At 69.1% G+C, this 14,906-nt stretch carries 19 protein-coding genes and 2 pseudogenes; 14 read left to right on the forward strand and 7 right to left on the reverse strand.

The genetic code is table 11. From position 1 onward, the window contains the following. Positions 1–167: 167 nt before the first annotated feature. Positions 168–332 (forward strand): annotated as a pseudogene (locus tag ACZ561_RS08380) (ISAs1 family transposase); the annotation flags it as partial. Positions 333–388: 56 nt separating this feature from the next. Here the strand turns inward: ACZ561_RS08380 and ACZ561_RS08385 are convergent. Continuing rightward, positions 389–574, reverse strand: a complete 186-nt coding sequence (locus ACZ561_RS08385; RefSeq protein WP_470991028.1) for a hypothetical protein — start codon at positions 572–574, stop codon at positions 389–391. A 59-nt stretch (positions 575–633) separates the two neighbouring features. Between ACZ561_RS08385 and ACZ561_RS08390 the strand changes: the two genes are divergently transcribed. After that, positions 634–1,224 (forward strand): ISAs1 family transposase, encoded by a 591-nt coding sequence (locus tag ACZ561_RS08390; protein ID WP_470991030.1) that lies wholly within the window; start codon positions 634–636, stop codon positions 1,222–1,224. Here ACZ561_RS08390 and ACZ561_RS08395 read toward each other — a convergent pair. From ACZ561_RS08395 to ACZ561_RS08405, 3 genes are read right to left on the reverse strand one after another with little or no spacing between them, the layout of a single operon-like run. Further along, entirely contained in the window at positions 1,201–1,671 is a 471-nt protein-coding gene (locus ACZ561_RS08395) for a hypothetical protein (RefSeq protein WP_470991032.1), read from the reverse strand. The two genes, ACZ561_RS08390 and ACZ561_RS08395, sit on opposite strands and share 24 nt — an antisense overlap. Beyond that, the gene (locus ACZ561_RS08400) at positions 1,668–1,979 is read right to left on the reverse strand and encodes a hypothetical protein (protein WP_470991034.1); all 312 of its coding nucleotides are present in this window, start codon (positions 1,977–1,979) and stop codon (positions 1,668–1,670) included. Before ACZ561_RS08400 ends, ACZ561_RS08395 begins: the two co-directional genes overlap by 4 nt. Positions 1,980–2,033: 54 nt before the next feature. Next, complete coding sequence (locus ACZ561_RS08405) at positions 2,034–2,501, reverse strand: hypothetical protein (RefSeq protein ID WP_470991035.1); 468 nt, start codon at positions 2,499–2,501, stop codon at positions 2,034–2,036. A 626-nt stretch (positions 2,502–3,127) separates the two neighbouring features. Here ACZ561_RS08405 and ACZ561_RS08410 point away from each other — a divergent pair. The 11 genes and pseudogenes from ACZ561_RS08410 (at position 3,128) to ACZ561_RS08460 (ending at position 11,232) form a co-directional block, all read left to right on the forward strand. Beyond that, positions 3,128–3,343, forward strand: a complete 216-nt coding sequence (locus ACZ561_RS08410; RefSeq protein WP_470991037.1) for a hypothetical protein — start codon at positions 3,128–3,130, stop codon at positions 3,341–3,343. 263 nt (positions 3,344–3,606) lie between these two features. Next, positions 3,607–4,053 carry a hypothetical protein gene (locus ACZ561_RS08415; RefSeq protein WP_470991039.1) on the forward strand — a complete coding sequence of 149 codons (447 nt, stop codon included), beginning with the start codon at positions 3,607–3,609 and terminating at the stop codon, positions 4,051–4,053. 99 nt (positions 4,054–4,152) lie between these two features. Next, a complete protein-coding gene (locus ACZ561_RS08420) occupies positions 4,153–4,596 on the forward strand; it encodes a peptidase inhibitor family I36 protein (protein ID WP_470991041.1) in 444 nt (147 codons plus the stop codon). Positions 4,597–4,672: 76 nt separating this feature from the next. Continuing rightward, positions 4,673–5,578, forward strand: coding sequence for a hypothetical protein (locus tag ACZ561_RS08425; protein WP_470991043.1), 906 nt, complete (start codon positions 4,673–4,675; stop codon positions 5,576–5,578). After that, positions 5,579–7,096 (forward strand): peptidoglycan-binding protein, encoded by a 1,518-nt coding sequence (locus ACZ561_RS08430; protein ID WP_470991045.1) that lies wholly within the window; start codon positions 5,579–5,581, stop codon positions 7,094–7,096. Beyond that, positions 7,093–7,806: an ABC transporter ATP-binding protein gene (locus tag ACZ561_RS08435; protein ID WP_470991047.1), complete on the forward strand. Its 714-nt coding sequence runs from the start codon at positions 7,093–7,095 to the stop codon at positions 7,804–7,806. Before ACZ561_RS08430 ends, ACZ561_RS08435 begins: the two co-directional genes overlap by 4 nt. Then, positions 7,800–9,062, forward strand: a complete 1,263-nt coding sequence (locus ACZ561_RS08440) for an ABC transporter permease (protein WP_470991049.1) — start codon at positions 7,800–7,802, stop codon at positions 9,060–9,062. Before ACZ561_RS08435 ends, ACZ561_RS08440 begins: the two co-directional genes overlap by 7 nt. Positions 9,063–9,094: 32 nt before the next feature. Next, positions 9,095–9,244: a hypothetical protein gene (locus tag ACZ561_RS08445; protein WP_376437572.1), complete on the forward strand. Its 150-nt coding sequence runs from the start codon at positions 9,095–9,097 to the stop codon at positions 9,242–9,244. Between the two features lie 442 nt (positions 9,245–9,686). Continuing rightward, positions 9,687–9,912 (forward strand): annotated as a pseudogene (locus tag ACZ561_RS08450) (transposase family protein); the annotation flags it as partial. A gap of 163 nt (positions 9,913–10,075) precedes the next feature. After that, on the forward strand, positions 10,076–10,690 hold the full coding sequence (locus ACZ561_RS08455; RefSeq protein WP_470991051.1) for a hypothetical protein: 615 nt from the start codon (positions 10,076–10,078) through the stop codon (positions 10,688–10,690). 266 nt (positions 10,691–10,956) lie between these two features. Beyond that, positions 10,957–11,232 carry an SH3 domain-containing protein gene (locus ACZ561_RS08460; RefSeq protein WP_470991053.1) on the forward strand — a complete coding sequence of 92 codons (276 nt, stop codon included), beginning with the start codon at positions 10,957–10,959 and terminating at the stop codon, positions 11,230–11,232. Between the two features lie 440 nt (positions 11,233–11,672). On the opposite strand, the gene ACZ561_RS08465 is transcribed toward ACZ561_RS08460, so the two are convergent. Continuing rightward, a complete protein-coding gene (locus tag ACZ561_RS08465) occupies positions 11,673–12,089 on the reverse strand; it encodes an organic hydroperoxide resistance protein (RefSeq protein ID WP_470991055.1) in 417 nt (138 codons plus the stop codon). Positions 12,090–12,194: 105 nt separating this feature from the next. Between ACZ561_RS08465 and ACZ561_RS08470 the strand changes: the two genes are divergently transcribed. Then, positions 12,195–12,677, forward strand: coding sequence for a MarR family winged helix-turn-helix transcriptional regulator (locus tag ACZ561_RS08470; protein ID WP_470991057.1), 483 nt, complete (start codon positions 12,195–12,197; stop codon positions 12,675–12,677). Between the two features lie 96 nt (positions 12,678–12,773). Here ACZ561_RS08470 and ACZ561_RS08475 read toward each other — a convergent pair whose 3' ends face one another. Both ACZ561_RS08475 and ACZ561_RS08480 read right to left on the reverse strand, forming a co-directional pair. Further along, positions 12,774–14,276 (reverse strand): MFS transporter, encoded by a 1,503-nt coding sequence (locus ACZ561_RS08475; RefSeq protein WP_470991059.1) that lies wholly within the window; start codon positions 14,274–14,276, stop codon positions 12,774–12,776. Beyond that, positions 14,273–14,878: an NAD(P)H oxidoreductase gene (locus ACZ561_RS08480; RefSeq protein ID WP_470991061.1), complete on the reverse strand. Its 606-nt coding sequence runs from the start codon at positions 14,876–14,878 to the stop codon at positions 14,273–14,275. The genes ACZ561_RS08475 and ACZ561_RS08480 overlap by 4 nt, the downstream gene beginning before the upstream one ends. Positions 14,879–14,906: the final 28 nt, after the last annotated feature.

The raw sequence follows: 14,906 nt of genomic DNA on the forward strand, positions 1-14,906 counted from the left end.
GAGAACCGAGCGAGACCGTGCCTGCCCGAACATCATCCCCCATGCCCTTCGGGCTGGGACAACTGGCCCTCCCGAACCTTCACGGCACCCCACAGGACGCCGCTGACCTGCGTCGGTTCCTGATCTGGGTGCCTGATCCACGCGGCCATCGAGGGCGGCGGTATCCGATGCTGCCCTTGTTGTGTGCGGCCGCCGCGGCCGTGCTGGCCGGCGCCTGCTCCCTTGTCGCGATCGGCGAATGGACCAGCGACGCCCCGCCGTCCGTCCTGGGCGACCTCGGCTTCCCGCCCGACCCGCTCACCGGCATCCGGGCCGTACCGCATCCGGCCACCATCCGTCGTCTGCTCCAACGCCTCGACGGCGACGCGCTCGACGCGGCGATCGGCGCTTACCTGCGGGCCAGAACAACACCACCGCAACCGTCCGAACCGCCCTCGAAGCCCGCGCTGCGGGCGATCTCGGTCGACGGCAAGACCGTCCGCGGCTCCCGCACCCGCACCACGACCGCGATCCAGCTGCTGGCCGCGATGGACCACCACGGCGTGGTCCTGGCCCAGCGGCAGATCGCCTCCAAGAGCAACGAGATCCCCCGCCTTCCAGCCCCTACTGGACGCCATCGACCTCACCGGCAGCGTGCTGACCGACGACGCCCTGCACACCCAACACGGCCACGGCGCCTACCTCCGCAAGCGGGGCGCCCACTACCTGGCCATCGTCAAGAAGAACCATCCCGGCCTATATGCCCAGGTCAGGAAGCTTCCCTGGGTCGAGATCCCACTCGACCACCACACCCGCGACAAGGCCCACCACCGCGACGAGATCCGTCGGCTCAAGGTCGCCGCGTTCCGCCACCTCGACTATCCCGGCGCCCTCCAGGCCATCCAAGTCGTGCGCTGGCGCCGCGACCTGAGCATCGGGAAGCTGACGATCGAGCGCGTCTACCTGATCACCAGCCTGGACGTCTACGACGCCACCCCGGCCGAGCTCGCCGCCTGGATCAGAGGCCACTGGGGCATCGAAAACCTCCTGCACCACGTGCGGGACCGCACCTTCCGCGAAGACGACTCCAAGATCCGCACCGGCGCCCTGCCCCGCACCATGGCGAGCCTGCGCAACCTCGCCATCAGCGTCTTCCGCCAGAACGGCAAGACCAACATCGCCGCCGCCCTCCGCCACACCAGCCGCGACTACACCCGGCCCCTACGAGCCTTCGGCCTCACCTGACGAACCCGGACAGATCTCGATCAGGCAATGGCCCTGGGCACCCTTGCCCTGGACGATGAACCTCCCCCACTGGCCCAGCTCCCAGTGCAGGTCGCCGATGGTCACGGAGCACAGCTCCGCGGCTCTCACCGCCGAGATGTACGTCAGCTTCGCCATCACGTAGTCCCGCCAGGCCACCGGGTACTTCCGTGCCTCCGCCAGCGAGCCGCGCCACGACGCGAAGAAGTCCTTCATCGCCCGCTTCGACGGGGGGATGCGCAGACCGAAGTCCCCCCGGTGCACAGGGCGGTTGAACGAATCGACCGGAGGTTCGACGGCCACTCCGAAGCGACGGGCGATCTCCCCGGCGTACCGCTGCTCAAGGAAGTGGAAGTACCCGTCGATCTTCAGCAGCTTGCCGCGAAGGGTCTTTCCCGCACGCTTGCCGACCCCCGAAGTACTGATCAAGGTGCCGCGGAGTGATCTGCCACGGGGGGCAAGTCATAGAAGTCGCAGACCTCAACGACCGGTTGAACTTGGCGATGGAGCGTGGTCGGCGCCAACCCAGCGACGTCGCGCGCCCACAGGTACTCCATCAACGTGTCCTGGAAGAACGCCTCGGCGTCGCCGTCCGTGACGGTCGCCCCAGCTTGACGCTGCAGGGTGACGACATCGGCGAGCCCCGTGTCGACACGTGGCAGTACCGGCTCCTCCAGCGCCGTATCCGGGGCCGGAGGCTGCACGAGAGTCAGCCAGCGCGTTCCAGAATCGGCCACGAACACGGAAGTTACGACGATTACTCGCAGAATCTGAGAGTTACTGCTGAGATCTCACGCGAAGGAGTGAAGGTCAAGTTCGGGGCATCTACCTGCTGAGATGTGGCTTCGAGGCTGGTCAGGACGAGAACGAACCCGTCGGAACTCCAGTATGCCGGGCTTGGCTCCGCCGGTGGCGCGGAGCCGCAGCTTCAGCATGAGCGCCTCGTGCCAGCGCCGGTCCGGGCTGGCGGGGTGGCCGTGATACGACACCACGGTGACCGGGGTGTGGGCACCGATGTCGAGGTCCAGGTGAGTGACCCCGTGCCAGAAGTCCGGTGCGCCGCACGACTTGAATCCACCGGGCGCCGGCCTCACCGTCTCCGGGTTCCACAGCAGTGCCGTGAACCAGCCCCGGTGGGTATTGCTGGCCATGGCTGTCCGGTCGGGCGATCCGCCCGCGCGGAGCGTGGTCGCGCTCAGCCCACACTCAGCCGCCACCTGCTCGACGGCGGCTTTCGCCCTGGACGCCCACAGCGCCACTTCGGACTCGTCACTCCAAGGTCTCGTCCCCGATCACCTCCTGCAGTTTTCCGGCTGCAGAGTGGTTCGCACTGACGCTGACCTGCGGTTCAGCATAGCGGACATGTCCGCGACGTCGGAAGTGGGCACGCGGTGGGCCACTCGAATGAGTTCAGGGTGTATGGCGACGCGAGCACGATGCGTAACGGGGGTCACGTGACAGGTCCAAGCATCCACCAGGCGCCGGATCTGCGCACCTGATCTGTCACGCCGCGTGTAGAGGCGATAGCCAGCGGCGTTCCGCTCGGTGACGGGGCAGCGGTCCTCCGGCCTCGTACACCCGTGCCGCCTTGCGGGTTGTCACTCCCATAACGCGGGTACCCCGCCGTGCGCTGCGGTCCGTGGTCTCCTCGACGAACGGATCGCCGAGATTGATACCGCCGTTGCTGAACTCCTCGCGCTGCGCACGACCCTCGCGGACGTTCAGGCGTGGTGCCGACGAGCAAGGCGGAGACAGGTCCGGCTCCATCTGCTCGATCACCGAAGAGTCAGGCGCTCGGACTGCCTCCACGTCCGGACGTCTCACTCAAGTCGAGGCATCCCAGGTCACGGCACTGCCCCTCACCGCCCACGTCCTGGTCCTGGAGATGCTCGCCGGGCCCATCCAGGGCATCTACGAGTCCACCGGGACGGGCAAGCTGCTGTTCGCGTTCAGCTTCACCCGCGACTGCAAGACCCTTCCCGGACGCTCCGAAGCCATGATCCACCTCACCATGACCGACCTCATGGCCCGCCTCACCGGCGAAGCCACCATCTCCCGGCGCGACCCAAAAAGCGTCACCAAACAACCCGTTCCGGGATGAAACAACGGGACGAAACGACCTCTAAGTGTCGCCCGCTGGACAGGTTGATCCGCCAAAGGGGCTTGGCGGATCAACAGAAGGCTGATCGGGTAGCGCACAAGATCGGTTCCAGCACCACTGAAGATCGGTTAGCCTTCGACCTCCACACCTGATGTGCACACAACATGCACATCGGCGGGGGGTGTGATGTGGCGCCGCATTGCGTATATCCCTCGCCGTTCATCGGCCGTTCATTCGACATGGATCGAAAACGAGGAACACTCATGATTCGACGTATTTCGGCGATGCTGCTTGCCGTGGCATCCCTGTTCGGCGCGGGAGTCGCCATGGCCGCGCCCGCGCAGGCCGCCTCCTGCACCCCCGACAACGTCTGTCTCTATTCGGACGCCAATTTCAGCGGATACAAGCGGGACGACTACAGCTCCCGTCCCAACTGGGGCAACATCTACTACGACGGCACCTCCGTTGTCCCGCTCTATCGGTATGACAACGCCATCCTCAACGTCAGCTCCATCGACAACTGGGACCCGGACACCGGGGTCTCGGTGTTCTACAACTCCGGGCAGGTTGGTCCCTGCTTCAGGGTCGTGGCCTACGGCACCGCGTCCAACATGGCGAGCGTCATCCTCAGCTCCGGCAAGCAGGCCAACGACGTGATGAACTCGCACAACTTCAGTGAGCAGTGCGCGGGGAACTCGTACAACTTCTGATCGCCGGCCCATGACCACGGTGGGGCGGAGGCCAATTCCGCCCCACCGCATATGAGACGCGCCGTTTGTTCGGCACGGAACGAAAGCGAGGAAAGACTTATGCTTCGACGCACTTCGGCGATGCTGCTTGCCGTGGCATCCCTGTTCGGCGCGGGAGTCGCCATGGCCGCGCCCGCGCAGGCTTACAACTGCACCTGGGACAACGTCTGTCTCCACTCGGACAGCGACTTCAATGGATTGGTTCGGGACGACTTCAGCTCCCGTCCCAACTGGTCCCAGATCACCTACTACGGCGGCCAGCCCGCGCTCTACCAGGGTGACTACCACCCCGACAACGTCAGCTCCATCAACAACATGGACCCGGACTCCAGGGTCTCGGTGTTCTACAACTCCGGATACGCCGGTCCCTGCTTCAAGATCGCAGACTACGGCAGGGTGAAGAACATGGCGAGCATCTACATCACCTCCACCAAGCAGGCCAACGACAACATGAACTCCCACAGTTTCGGCGACAGCTGCCTGGGGAGCACGTACAACTTCTGATCGTCGGCTCATGACCACGGTGGGGCGGAGGCCAATTCCGCCCCACCGCGCACATCCACTCTATCCAGGGGTTCCCTTGCGTTACACGCGTCTCGTCATCGCCGCCGGGGTCGGCACGCTGTTGCTCACCGGCTGTTCGGAGGGTGGCCAGGAAGGCGCCGGTGCCGGCGGTGACAGTTCCGCTGTCCGGGATGTCGTCACGGAGGCCGACATCGTCCTCCCTGTGTCTGCCTACTTCTTCACCCGCGAGCAGCAGGCGCTGGTCGACACTGCTCACTCCACCCTGGCTTCCGACTGTATGAAGCGGTTCGGATTCGGCTGGCCCGTCAAGAAGGCCGAGCCGGTCAAGGTCCTGAACCGTCGGTACGGCGTGGTCAGCGAGAAGGTCGCCGCTGAGCACGGCTATCACGTGATCCCGTCGGCAGGCGACGGCGAGCACGCCGAAGGCGCGGTTTCCAGCGGGGCCAAGTTCCCGCCCGAGGCTTACATGGTCTACGGCGCCAAGGGCGGCAAGGCGGGCGCGAACGGCAGTTACCAGGGCAAGGACATTCCCGAGGGCGGCTGCGTGGGGGAGGCCGCCCGCAAGCTGGGGCTCGACAAGGTGCAGGACCCCACAAAGGGCAAGATCGGACTGCTCAGCATCGACTTCTCCTCCTTCGGGAAGGCCCAGGGGACGCCGGAATTCAAAAAGGCGCAGGATGAATGGGTGGCCTGCATGAAGAAGGCGGGATATCAGCACACCGCTTTCCTGCAGCCCGCCGAGAAGTACGCGGCCCAGGGGAACTCCGCGTCACCGCAGGAGAAGGTCGTGGCCAAGACCGATGTGAAGTGCAAGCAGGAAACAAAACTCGCCACCGTGCTGCTCCGCCTCGAAACGCAAATCCAGAACGACTACATCGAGCAGAACGCCACAGGTTTCGCCGAGATCAAGAAGGATCAGGGCGCGGTCATCAAGGCGGCCAACGAGGCATTGGCGAACTGAATGCAGAACGACGAACAGCCCTCCGTGGACGCGGCCGAGGCAGCCCGCGACAACGGTGGTGACGGTGTACGGATCAGGCGCCGCTGGGTCGCCCTGATCGCGGTGGGCGCGGTCGCGCTCACCGGGGCGGGCTTCGGGGCCTCCCTGCTGATCAAGTCGCCCGCCCAGGCTGCGGCGGACTCCCGGCCTCCCGCACCGTCCGTGATCACCGCGCCGGTCGAGTACCGGCCGCTGGCCTCCTCGGTGATCCTTCGCGGCACCGTGGTCGCCGGCCAGAGCGTGGAGATCGCCCCCGGCGGCGCGGCCGATGGAGGCAGTCCCACGGTCTCCAAGCTGCCGCTGAAGGCAGGAGATGAGGTACGCGCGGGCCGGGTGCTGGTCGAGATCTCCGGCCGTCCGGTGATCGCGCTCCAGGGCACCGTTCCGCTCTACCGCGACCTCAAGCCCGGCGCCCAGGGCAGCGACGTGGGCCAGCTGCAGGACGCGCTCCAGCGGCTCGGTCATTCCACTTCCCCCGACAGCCGGGGGCGTTTCGGTGAGGGCACGAAGTCGGCGGTCACCGCGCTCTACGACGCGCTCGGGTACGAACCCGTCCCGGTCGGCGGCGCCGAGGGCTCGGCCACCGTGACCACGGCCGAAGCACAAGTGACCTCGGCCGAACGAGGTCTGGACGACGCCGAGGACGCACTGGAGACCGCTGAGTCCGGCTCCGGCTCCGGTACGGGCTCGACCAAGACGACGGGCTCGACCACGGGAACGGCCGGTGAAGCGGATGGCGGCGGTCGCGATCTGGAACCGCTGCGCAAGGCGGTCAGCCGTGCCCGGGAGGACCTGGCCACCGCACGCGAGGGCCTCGTCGCCGCGCGGGCGGCCGCGGGCCCCATGGTCCCGTCCGGCGAGGTGACGTTCCTGGAGAGCTTCCCCGCGCGGGTGCAGGATCTCCCCGTACGGCTCGGCGCGAAGGTGCAGGGAGCCGTGATGACCGTCGCCGCGGGCCCCCTGGTGGTGCACGGTTATGTGCCCGACCACCAGAAGGGCCTGATCAGGGCGGGCCAGCAGGCGGAGATCCTCTCCGAGATCAACGGCACCACCGCCCAGGCCTCCGTACGGTCCATTGCCACCACCCGCACGACGCCGCGTCCCGATGGCGACGCGCAGGACGGACAGCCGGCCGGTGGGCAGGCCGACGCGGACGGCTATCTGATGACTCTGACGCCGGGCCGGCCGTTGGAGGCCGAATGGACCGGGCAGAACGTCCGCCTGACCGTCCTGGCCGCCACAACCGGCGGCAAGGTCCTGGTCGTACCCGTCACGGCGGTGTCGGCCGGCGCCGACGGCTCCACCGCGGTCACCGTGCTCGAGGACGACGGCAGCCAGCGCCGGGTCCGGGTGAAGCCCGGCACCACCGGCGACGGCCATGTCGAGGTCATCCCCCTGGACGGCGGGGCCCTCGCCGAGGGTGACCGGGTGGTGACCGGGGTCCGGGCCGACGGCGCCGCGCAGGGGGGCGCCGGATGACCGCGTCCCCGACCCCGTCCGAGCCGCCCGTCATCGAATTCCGGCAGGCCGGCCTCACCTATCCGGGACCGCCGCCCGTTGAGGCGTTCCGCCCCAGCGACCTCACGGTCCGCAGGGGCGAGTTCATCACCGTCGTCGGCCCCTCCGGATCGGGCAAGTCCACGTTCCTGAACATCGCCGGACTCCTCGACACCCCCACGACGGGCAGCTTTCTCCTCGACGGCATCGACACCGGCCGGCTCAGGGACACCGAGCGCACCACGTTGCGCGGCCGCCGTATCGGGTTCATCTTCCAGGCCTTCCACCTGCTGCCGCACCGCAGCGCCCGCGAGAACGTCGAACTCGCCATGGTCTACAGCGGCGCCCCGCACCGCGAGCGCCCCCAGCGGGCCCGCGAGGCGCTGGACCGGGTGGGCCTCGGCCACCGGACCGACGCACTTCCCTCGCGGATGTCCGGCGGCGAACGCCAGCGGGTGGCCATCGCGCGGGCACTGGTCGCCCGGCCCTCACTGCTCCTGTGCGACGAGCCGACGGGAAACCTCGACACCGGCAACGCCGAGGCTGTGCTCCAGCTGCTGGAGGCTCTCAACGCCGAGGGCATCACGGTCGTCCTCATCACGCACGACCTGGCCGTGGCCGCCCGCGGCCGACGGACGGTCACCATCCGGGACGGCATACTGAGCGAGAGCGAGCAGGTACGCGCATGCTGAGCCGGATCGGAAGGAAACGGCACGCCGCGCACCTGCCCGGAATTGGGCGCTCCACATTTGCGCCACGGGACCTGTTGGCCGAGGCGTTGGCCGGGATGCTGCAGCGCCCCGCCCGTTCCGCGCTCACCATGCTCGGCACCGTCCTGGGCGTCGGTGCCTTCGTCGCGGTACTCGGCCTCACCGCCACCGCCTCCTCGCAGATCGACGCCCGCTTCAACGTGCTCTCCGCGACCGAGGTGACGGTCGAGGACATCGCCCACGAACAGGACGAGTTCGCCGACGCGGCGTTCCCGGACGATGCCTCGGACCGCGTCGAGCGGCTCAACGGGGTGCGGCACGCCGGCGTGCTGTGGACGGTGCGGCCCCGACGCAGCGCCGCCGAACTCGCCGTCACCGCCGCCCCGGTGGGCGACGCCGGAGGGGAGACCCTCAACGTGGTGGCCGCCGCCCCTGGTGCCCTGCGCGCGGCCGAGCCCCGGCTCTCCCAGGGCAGGCTGTACGACGACTTCCACACCGACACCCGCCAGCGCGTCACCGTGATCAGCTCGGGCATCGCCGCGCGGCTGGGGATCACCACGCTGGAGACGAAGCCGGCAATCTTCATCGGGGGGCAGCCGTTCACCGTCATGGGCATTGTCGAGGACGTTCAGCGCCAGCCGGACGTGCTGCTCTCGGTTCTCGTGCCTCAGACCACCGCGGTTGAACTGTGGGGGCGGCCCACCGAAGGCTCCAGGATGCTCATCGCCACCGATCTGGGTGCTGCCCGTCAGGTGGCCGGGGAGGCCCCCACGGCGCTGCGCCCCGACCACCCGGAGTACTTCAAGGCGGTTCCGCCGCCCGACCCGAAGAGCCTGCGGACCTCGGTGACCTCCGACCTCGAACAGCTGTTTCTGCTGCTCGCCGGGGTGTGCCTGGTCATCGGAGCGGTCGGCATTGCCAACACCACCCTGGTGGCGGTCCTGGAGCGCACCGGGGAGATCGGCCTGCGCCGTGCCCTCGGTGCGCAGGGGCGGCATGTCACCGCCCAGTTCCTCGCCGAGTCGGGCACGCTGGGTGCGTTCGGTGGACTCATCGGTACGGCCATCGGCACGCTGGCCGTCCTGGTGGTGGCGCTGATCAGGGACTGGACGCCGGTCATGCACCCGGTGACCCTGGCCACCGCCCCGCTCATCGGTCTGGCGACCGGCGTCGTGGCCGGGATCTATCCCGCCCGGCGCGCGTCCTCCGTGCAACCGGCCGAAGCCCTTCGCGGCTGACGCGCCCCGCCCATGAGAGCCTCGCGGTATCCGTGACCGACACCGCAACCGAGACTTCCCGGGTGGGACTCTCGGTGGTCATACCGGCGTTCAAAGAACCGGCCCGCATCGAGGCGACCCTGGAAGCCGTCCGCGACCACCTGGAGAGCGCGGACGGCGTGCCGCCCGGAAGCGGGACCTGAGTGGTCATCGGCGTCGACGACGGCTCCACCGACGGCACGCCGACCTCGTGCGGGCGGTCGCCGCGGCCGACCGCCGCATACGGTTACTGACATCCGAGCGTGATCGAGGCAGGGGTCGCGCCCTGTGTATCGGTGTGCTCGCCTCGCACAGCAGCCGCGTGTTGCTGTTCGACGCCGATCAGGCCACCCCGATCGAGGAGTTGGCGCGACTGCGGGCGTACTGGACAGTGGCGCCGCCGTGGCGATCGGCTCCCGGGAACTCGCGCTCTCCCGCATCGAACACCCGCAGAGCCGGCTGGACCGGCTCGGAAAAGCCGCAGGGGTGTTCCGTAAGTGGTCAGGGGGCGCTGCTGTGAGCGAACCTCCCTGCTGGCGCGGGGTGTTCCGGTCGGCGGAGCCGCTCGGAACACCCCGCGGGCACAGAGGGCGAGAGCCCGCTCCGCCGCCCGCGCGGGGCCGCCTCGGACGCAAGGCGTTCGTCTCGGGCAAGAAGAAGCAGAACACCATCAAGACGGACCACCTTCAGCGACGCCAAGGGCCGCACCCTGTTCAGCGGAATCGTGCGACCGGGTCGGATGCACGATCAGACGGCCGTGCGCACCGAGGGCATCGCCGAGTGCAAGCAGGGACAACCCCTGCAGCGGTTCACTACGGTGGAAGTCCATCTGACGTGCATCTACCGGAAGTTGCACCTGCGTTCGCAGACGGACCTGATGCGGCTGCCGACGGCGACGGATCTGAGGGATTGAGGGTCGTTGGTGAGCTGATGCTCTGGTGGATTGAGTACGGGTGCTCATGTGGGCGGTGATCAGCAGCCTGCATGGTACGGACATGCGATCGATATTCCTCCCGAAGTCCTTGCTGGCTGCCGCGCTCGTCGTCGTCCTGGCCGGCTTCGGCGCGCAGAACGCCACCGCCGATCAAATCTCTACGGTCAGTGTCGCCGTGGCGAGCGACGACGATGCGGAGATGCGGTTCCTTGAGTTGGCAGACCTCATCTCGCAGAGCTGCGCTCCGGACGTCTCCAGCGGCACCGATGATGTGGCATCGGCTTCCACGGCCGACACCACGGGAGCGGAGCCGACCCCCGACTCCACCATGCCCATCCTGGTCGATGAGGTGCCGCTGACCGCTGAGGAGGAGTGCGCCGCCGAGAGGCACGCATGGCGCCTTAGCAGGGCGTTCTCGGGCACGGACACGGCCACGTACGAGGAGATGCAGAAGAAGCTGACGAGCCTGAACTACCCGGCGGCGCGGATCTACCGCGCGCCGGACTTCTCGAGCGAGCCCGTGGCAAGGCTCGACCTGCGCGTGGGAGCTGACCACTTGGCTCTGGAGGTCACCGGTACCTACCTGGGCGTGATGGTCAGGGCGTTCGGCGCTCCGGAGGGCGTGAGCGTGACCGAGGTGCGGCTGGAGCCGCAGCTGGACGCGCCCACATCCTGAGGTCCCTGCCGACGCCCCGCCGGGGCCATGCCACCGGGTCACTCGGGACCCGGTTCGTGCTGCGCGGCGCCCGGGAGCTTGTCGGGGGCGCCGCGCGTGAGGGGACGAGCCGGGCTGAGGGACGGAACCATCGGAATGACGCCCGGGCGCCGGTTGTGGCGTGCCCCGCACGCCTCCGGCTCCCCGGCGGGAATCGGCCTTACCGTGCAAGCAGCCCGTCCGGATACCGGACGGCACCACGCCACTCCGGCGTTCCCCTGGAGGTCATGATGCCCAGTCCACCCCAGCCGTTCGGCACCGTCGTCAGCACCATCGGCGTCAACCTGCGGAAGTATCCGAGCACGGACTCCTCCGTCATCGGCAACCTAAGCCACGGCGTCGAGATCGGCCTGCGCAGCAAAGTGCACGCCCAGACCATCGACGGCAACAGCATCTGGTACCTGCTGCGCGACAAGTCCGCGTGGGTCGCCGCCCGGCACGTCGATAACACCGGACAGGTGCCGCTGTCCAAGGACGTCGAACCGGCCGCCCCGCAGGGCTGACAACGGACAGGCCCCTTCAGGGCGGCCCAAAGCCGTCCCGGGGGCAGCCCTGTGGCTGTCCCCGGGACCGGGGCTGTGCTCAGCGAGCGCCGGTGACCGCTATGACCTGAGTCGGAGATTCTCAGGTAGTTCCAGCCCAGCGAGTGGTGAGACCGGTGCAGTGTCGACTGACATGCGAGCCCGTGCGGGAGGTCCGGCCAGTTGCCCTGACCGGCCAGGGGCTCTTCGACTCAGACACTGGCCATGGGTGGACCGTGATCCGGTCGACGCCGATCGTCGAGCACGGCCCCACGGAGGTCATGTTCACCAGCCCCCGCGACCAGCGCACCGCGGACTACGTGGAGGGCCGCTTCGGCTGACGGACGTGCCACCGCCGGCACCGAGGGCCCGTACGCGTCGGACGACGCGCACGGGCCCTCGGTCGTGCGGGGGTGCCGGGACTACTCGATGACGAGCTCGACCTGGATGTTGCCGCGCGTGGCCTTGGAGTACGGGCAGAAGGCGTGGGTCTTCTCGAGGAGGTCGCGGCCCGGCTCGCCCTGGAGGTGGTCGGGGAACTCGGCGCGCATGACGACCGCGAGGCCGAAGCCGCCGTCCGTCTCGTCCTTGCCGATGGAGACCTCGGCGGTGATGGAGGCGTCCTTGATGTCGATCTTCTCCTGGCGTGCCACCAGACCCATGGCGCTCGCGAAGCAGGCCGCGTAGCCGGCGGCGAAGAGCTGCTCCGGGTTCGTGCCCTGGCCGTTGCCGCCGAGGGCCTGGGGGTGGGCGAGGGGGAGGTCGATGTGGCCGTCGGAGCTGACGGCGCGGCCCTCGCGGCCGTTGGCGGTGGCGACGGCGGTGTAGATCGCGTTCATGGGTCCTCGTTTCCGTTCAGGTCGGGGTGTGCTCACCAAGGTAGCGTGCAATTCAGTTGTGCACAACTGAATGGCTTGCGATGGGGTGTCCCGTACCCTGGACGCATGGAGACTCTCGACACGACCCGGGACGAGGACTTCCTCCGGCTCGACCACCAGATCTGCTTCTCGCTGCACGCCGCCACGCGCGCCTTCAACGGCGTCTACCGCGGCGCCCTCAAGGAGCTCGGGCTCACCTACCCCCAGTACCTGGTGATGCTGGTGCTCTGGGAGCACGGGGAGCTGCCCGTCAAGCGGATCGGCGAGCATCTGCGTCTCGACTCCGGGACCCTGTCCCCGCTGCTCAAGCGGCTGGAGGCGGCCGGATACGTCGAGAGGCGGCGCAGCGCGGAGGACGAGCGGTCGGTCACCGCGCGTCCCACCGAGGCCGGCGCGGCGCTGCGGGAGAAGGCCCTTGCCGTGCCGAAGCGGATCGCCGCGGCGACGGGCATGGAGCTGGACGAGATGCGCGTCCTGCGGGCCCGGCTCAACGAGCTGGCCGTCCGGCTCGACAGTGTCGACCCGGACGACCTGAGCGTCTGCGAGTAGGCGCACCCGGACGGCGAAGGGGCCTGTCCCGCGGATCCTGCCGGGCGTCGCCCGAGATGATCCGCAGGACAGGCCCCGCCCGTCCCGTGCCGCTTCCTAGCCGCCCGAGGTGATCCTCGGCACCTTCCGCAGCAGCACCGCCACCAGGACCGCCGTCAGCAGCGCGAAGCCCGCGCTCAGCGCCGACGCCGACTGCAGAGCCGTGGTGAAGGACTCCCGCGCCGTCGCCAGCAACTCCTCGTCCGCCACCGCGCTCGCCGCGCCCAGGGACTCCCGCGCCGCGGCCGGCGCGTCGCCCGGGATACCGCTCCGGTAGACCGCGACGGCCACGCTGCCGGTCACCGCGATCCCCAGGGCCAGGCCCAGGTCGTACGCCGTCTGACCGGTCGCCGCCGCCGCGCCCGCCTTCTCCGGCGGGGCCGCGCCGACCGCCAGGGCCGTGCCGAGGACACTGATCGGGGCCGCCCCGAACATGACCACCGCGAGGCCCAGGGAGGCCACCTCGACCCCGGCGGCCAGCGCGATCGCCGCGTACCCGGCCAGTGAGACCAGCAGGCCTCCGATCAGGACGTACGCCGGGCGGAAGCGACGGGCGAGCAGCGGGGTCAGCTGCGATCCGGCGATCAGCCCCACCGCCCCCGGCAGCAGCCAGAGACCTGCCTCGAGCGGCGACTGGCCGGCGACCGCCTGGAGGTACTGCGGCACCAGGTACTCCACCCCGTTCAGCGCGGTCATGCCGAGCAGCAGGGCGAGCAGCGCCCCCGTGAAGGCGCGGTCGCGGAAGAGCCGCAGATCGAGCAGCGGGGTGGTCAGCCGGTTCTGGCGGCGGACGAAGAGACGCGTGAGGGCGATACCGACGGCGAAGGCCGCGGCCGCCTCCGCCGTCGGACCGTGCGAGGCCACCGACTTCACCCCGTAGACCAGCGGCAGGACCGCCAGCAGGAAGAGCGCCACACTCGGCACATCGATCCGTCCGGCCCCCGGATCGCGGTACTCCGGCAGCAGCAGCGGCGCCGTGACCAGGGCGAGCAGCATGATCGGCAGCCCGATCAGGAACACCGAACCCCACCACCAGGACGCCAGAAGCACGCCGCCGACGATCGGGCCGATCGCCAGGCCCACCGAGAGCGCGGTCACCCACATCGCGATCGCGGTCGCCCGCTGCCGTGCGTCGGTGAACATATGGCTGATCAGGGCGAGTGTGGAGGGCAGTACGGCGGCTCCCGCCACGCCCAGCAGGGCGCGGGCCGCGATCAGCGTCTCGGCGTTCGGGGCGTACGCGGCGAGCAGCGAGGCCAGCAGGAAGCCCGCCGAGCCCGCCATCAGCAGCCGCCGCCGGCCGAGGCGGTCGCCGAGCGTGCCCATGATGACCAGGGTGCCGGCGGTGAGAAAGCCGTAGATGTCGGTGATCCACAGCAACTGCGCGCTGCTCGGCCGCAGATCGGCGGCCAGGTACGGGGTGGCAAGCCAGAGGACGCCGAGGTCGGCCGTCATCAGGGTGACCGGGAGGAGGAGGACGGCGAGTCCGAGCCACTGGCGGGCGCCGGCCTTCGCCGGCGCCGCCTCGGCGGGGGATGCGGGGGTGTGGGTGGTGGTCATCGCGGCAGCGCTCCGTTCAGGGATTCCTCGGCGGACTTCAGCAGTTCCCGCACCCGCTGCGGGCGCAGTGCGCGCGGCACCCCCGACAGCTCGGTGCCGTACACGATCTCGACGGACGAGTCCTCGATCCCGCAGAACCGGGAGACGGCGACCCGCAGTTGGAGGTCCAGGACGGTGGAAAGACCCAGCCGTTCGATCTCCGCCTCGGCGTTGCCCATCAGGGCCAGCCACAGCATCCGCTTCGCCGCCAGGCGGGGCTTGCTGCGGCCGTAGGCGAAGCCGTAGTTCCACACCCTGTCGATCCAGCCCTTGAGGACGGCGGGCGGCGCCATCCACCAGACCGGGAAGACGACCACGATGTCGTCGGCGGCCAGGATGCGGTCCATGTGCGCGTGGACCTCGGGGGAGTACGCCTTCTCCCGGTTCTCCCAGTCCGGCTCGTCGGCCGGCCGGAGGACGGGGTCGAAGCCCTCGGCGTACAGATCGAGTACGTCGACGCTCCGGCCCCCGTCCTTCAGCCGGGCGTGGACGAGGTCGGCGATCCGGGCGGTCAGGGAGTCGGTACGGGGGTGGGCGAGGACGAGCAGGGTGTGGCGGGGCATGACGGCGTCCTTCGGGAAGACCTTCGGG

Source organism: Streptomyces sp. NPDC039609, assembly GCF_055596705.1.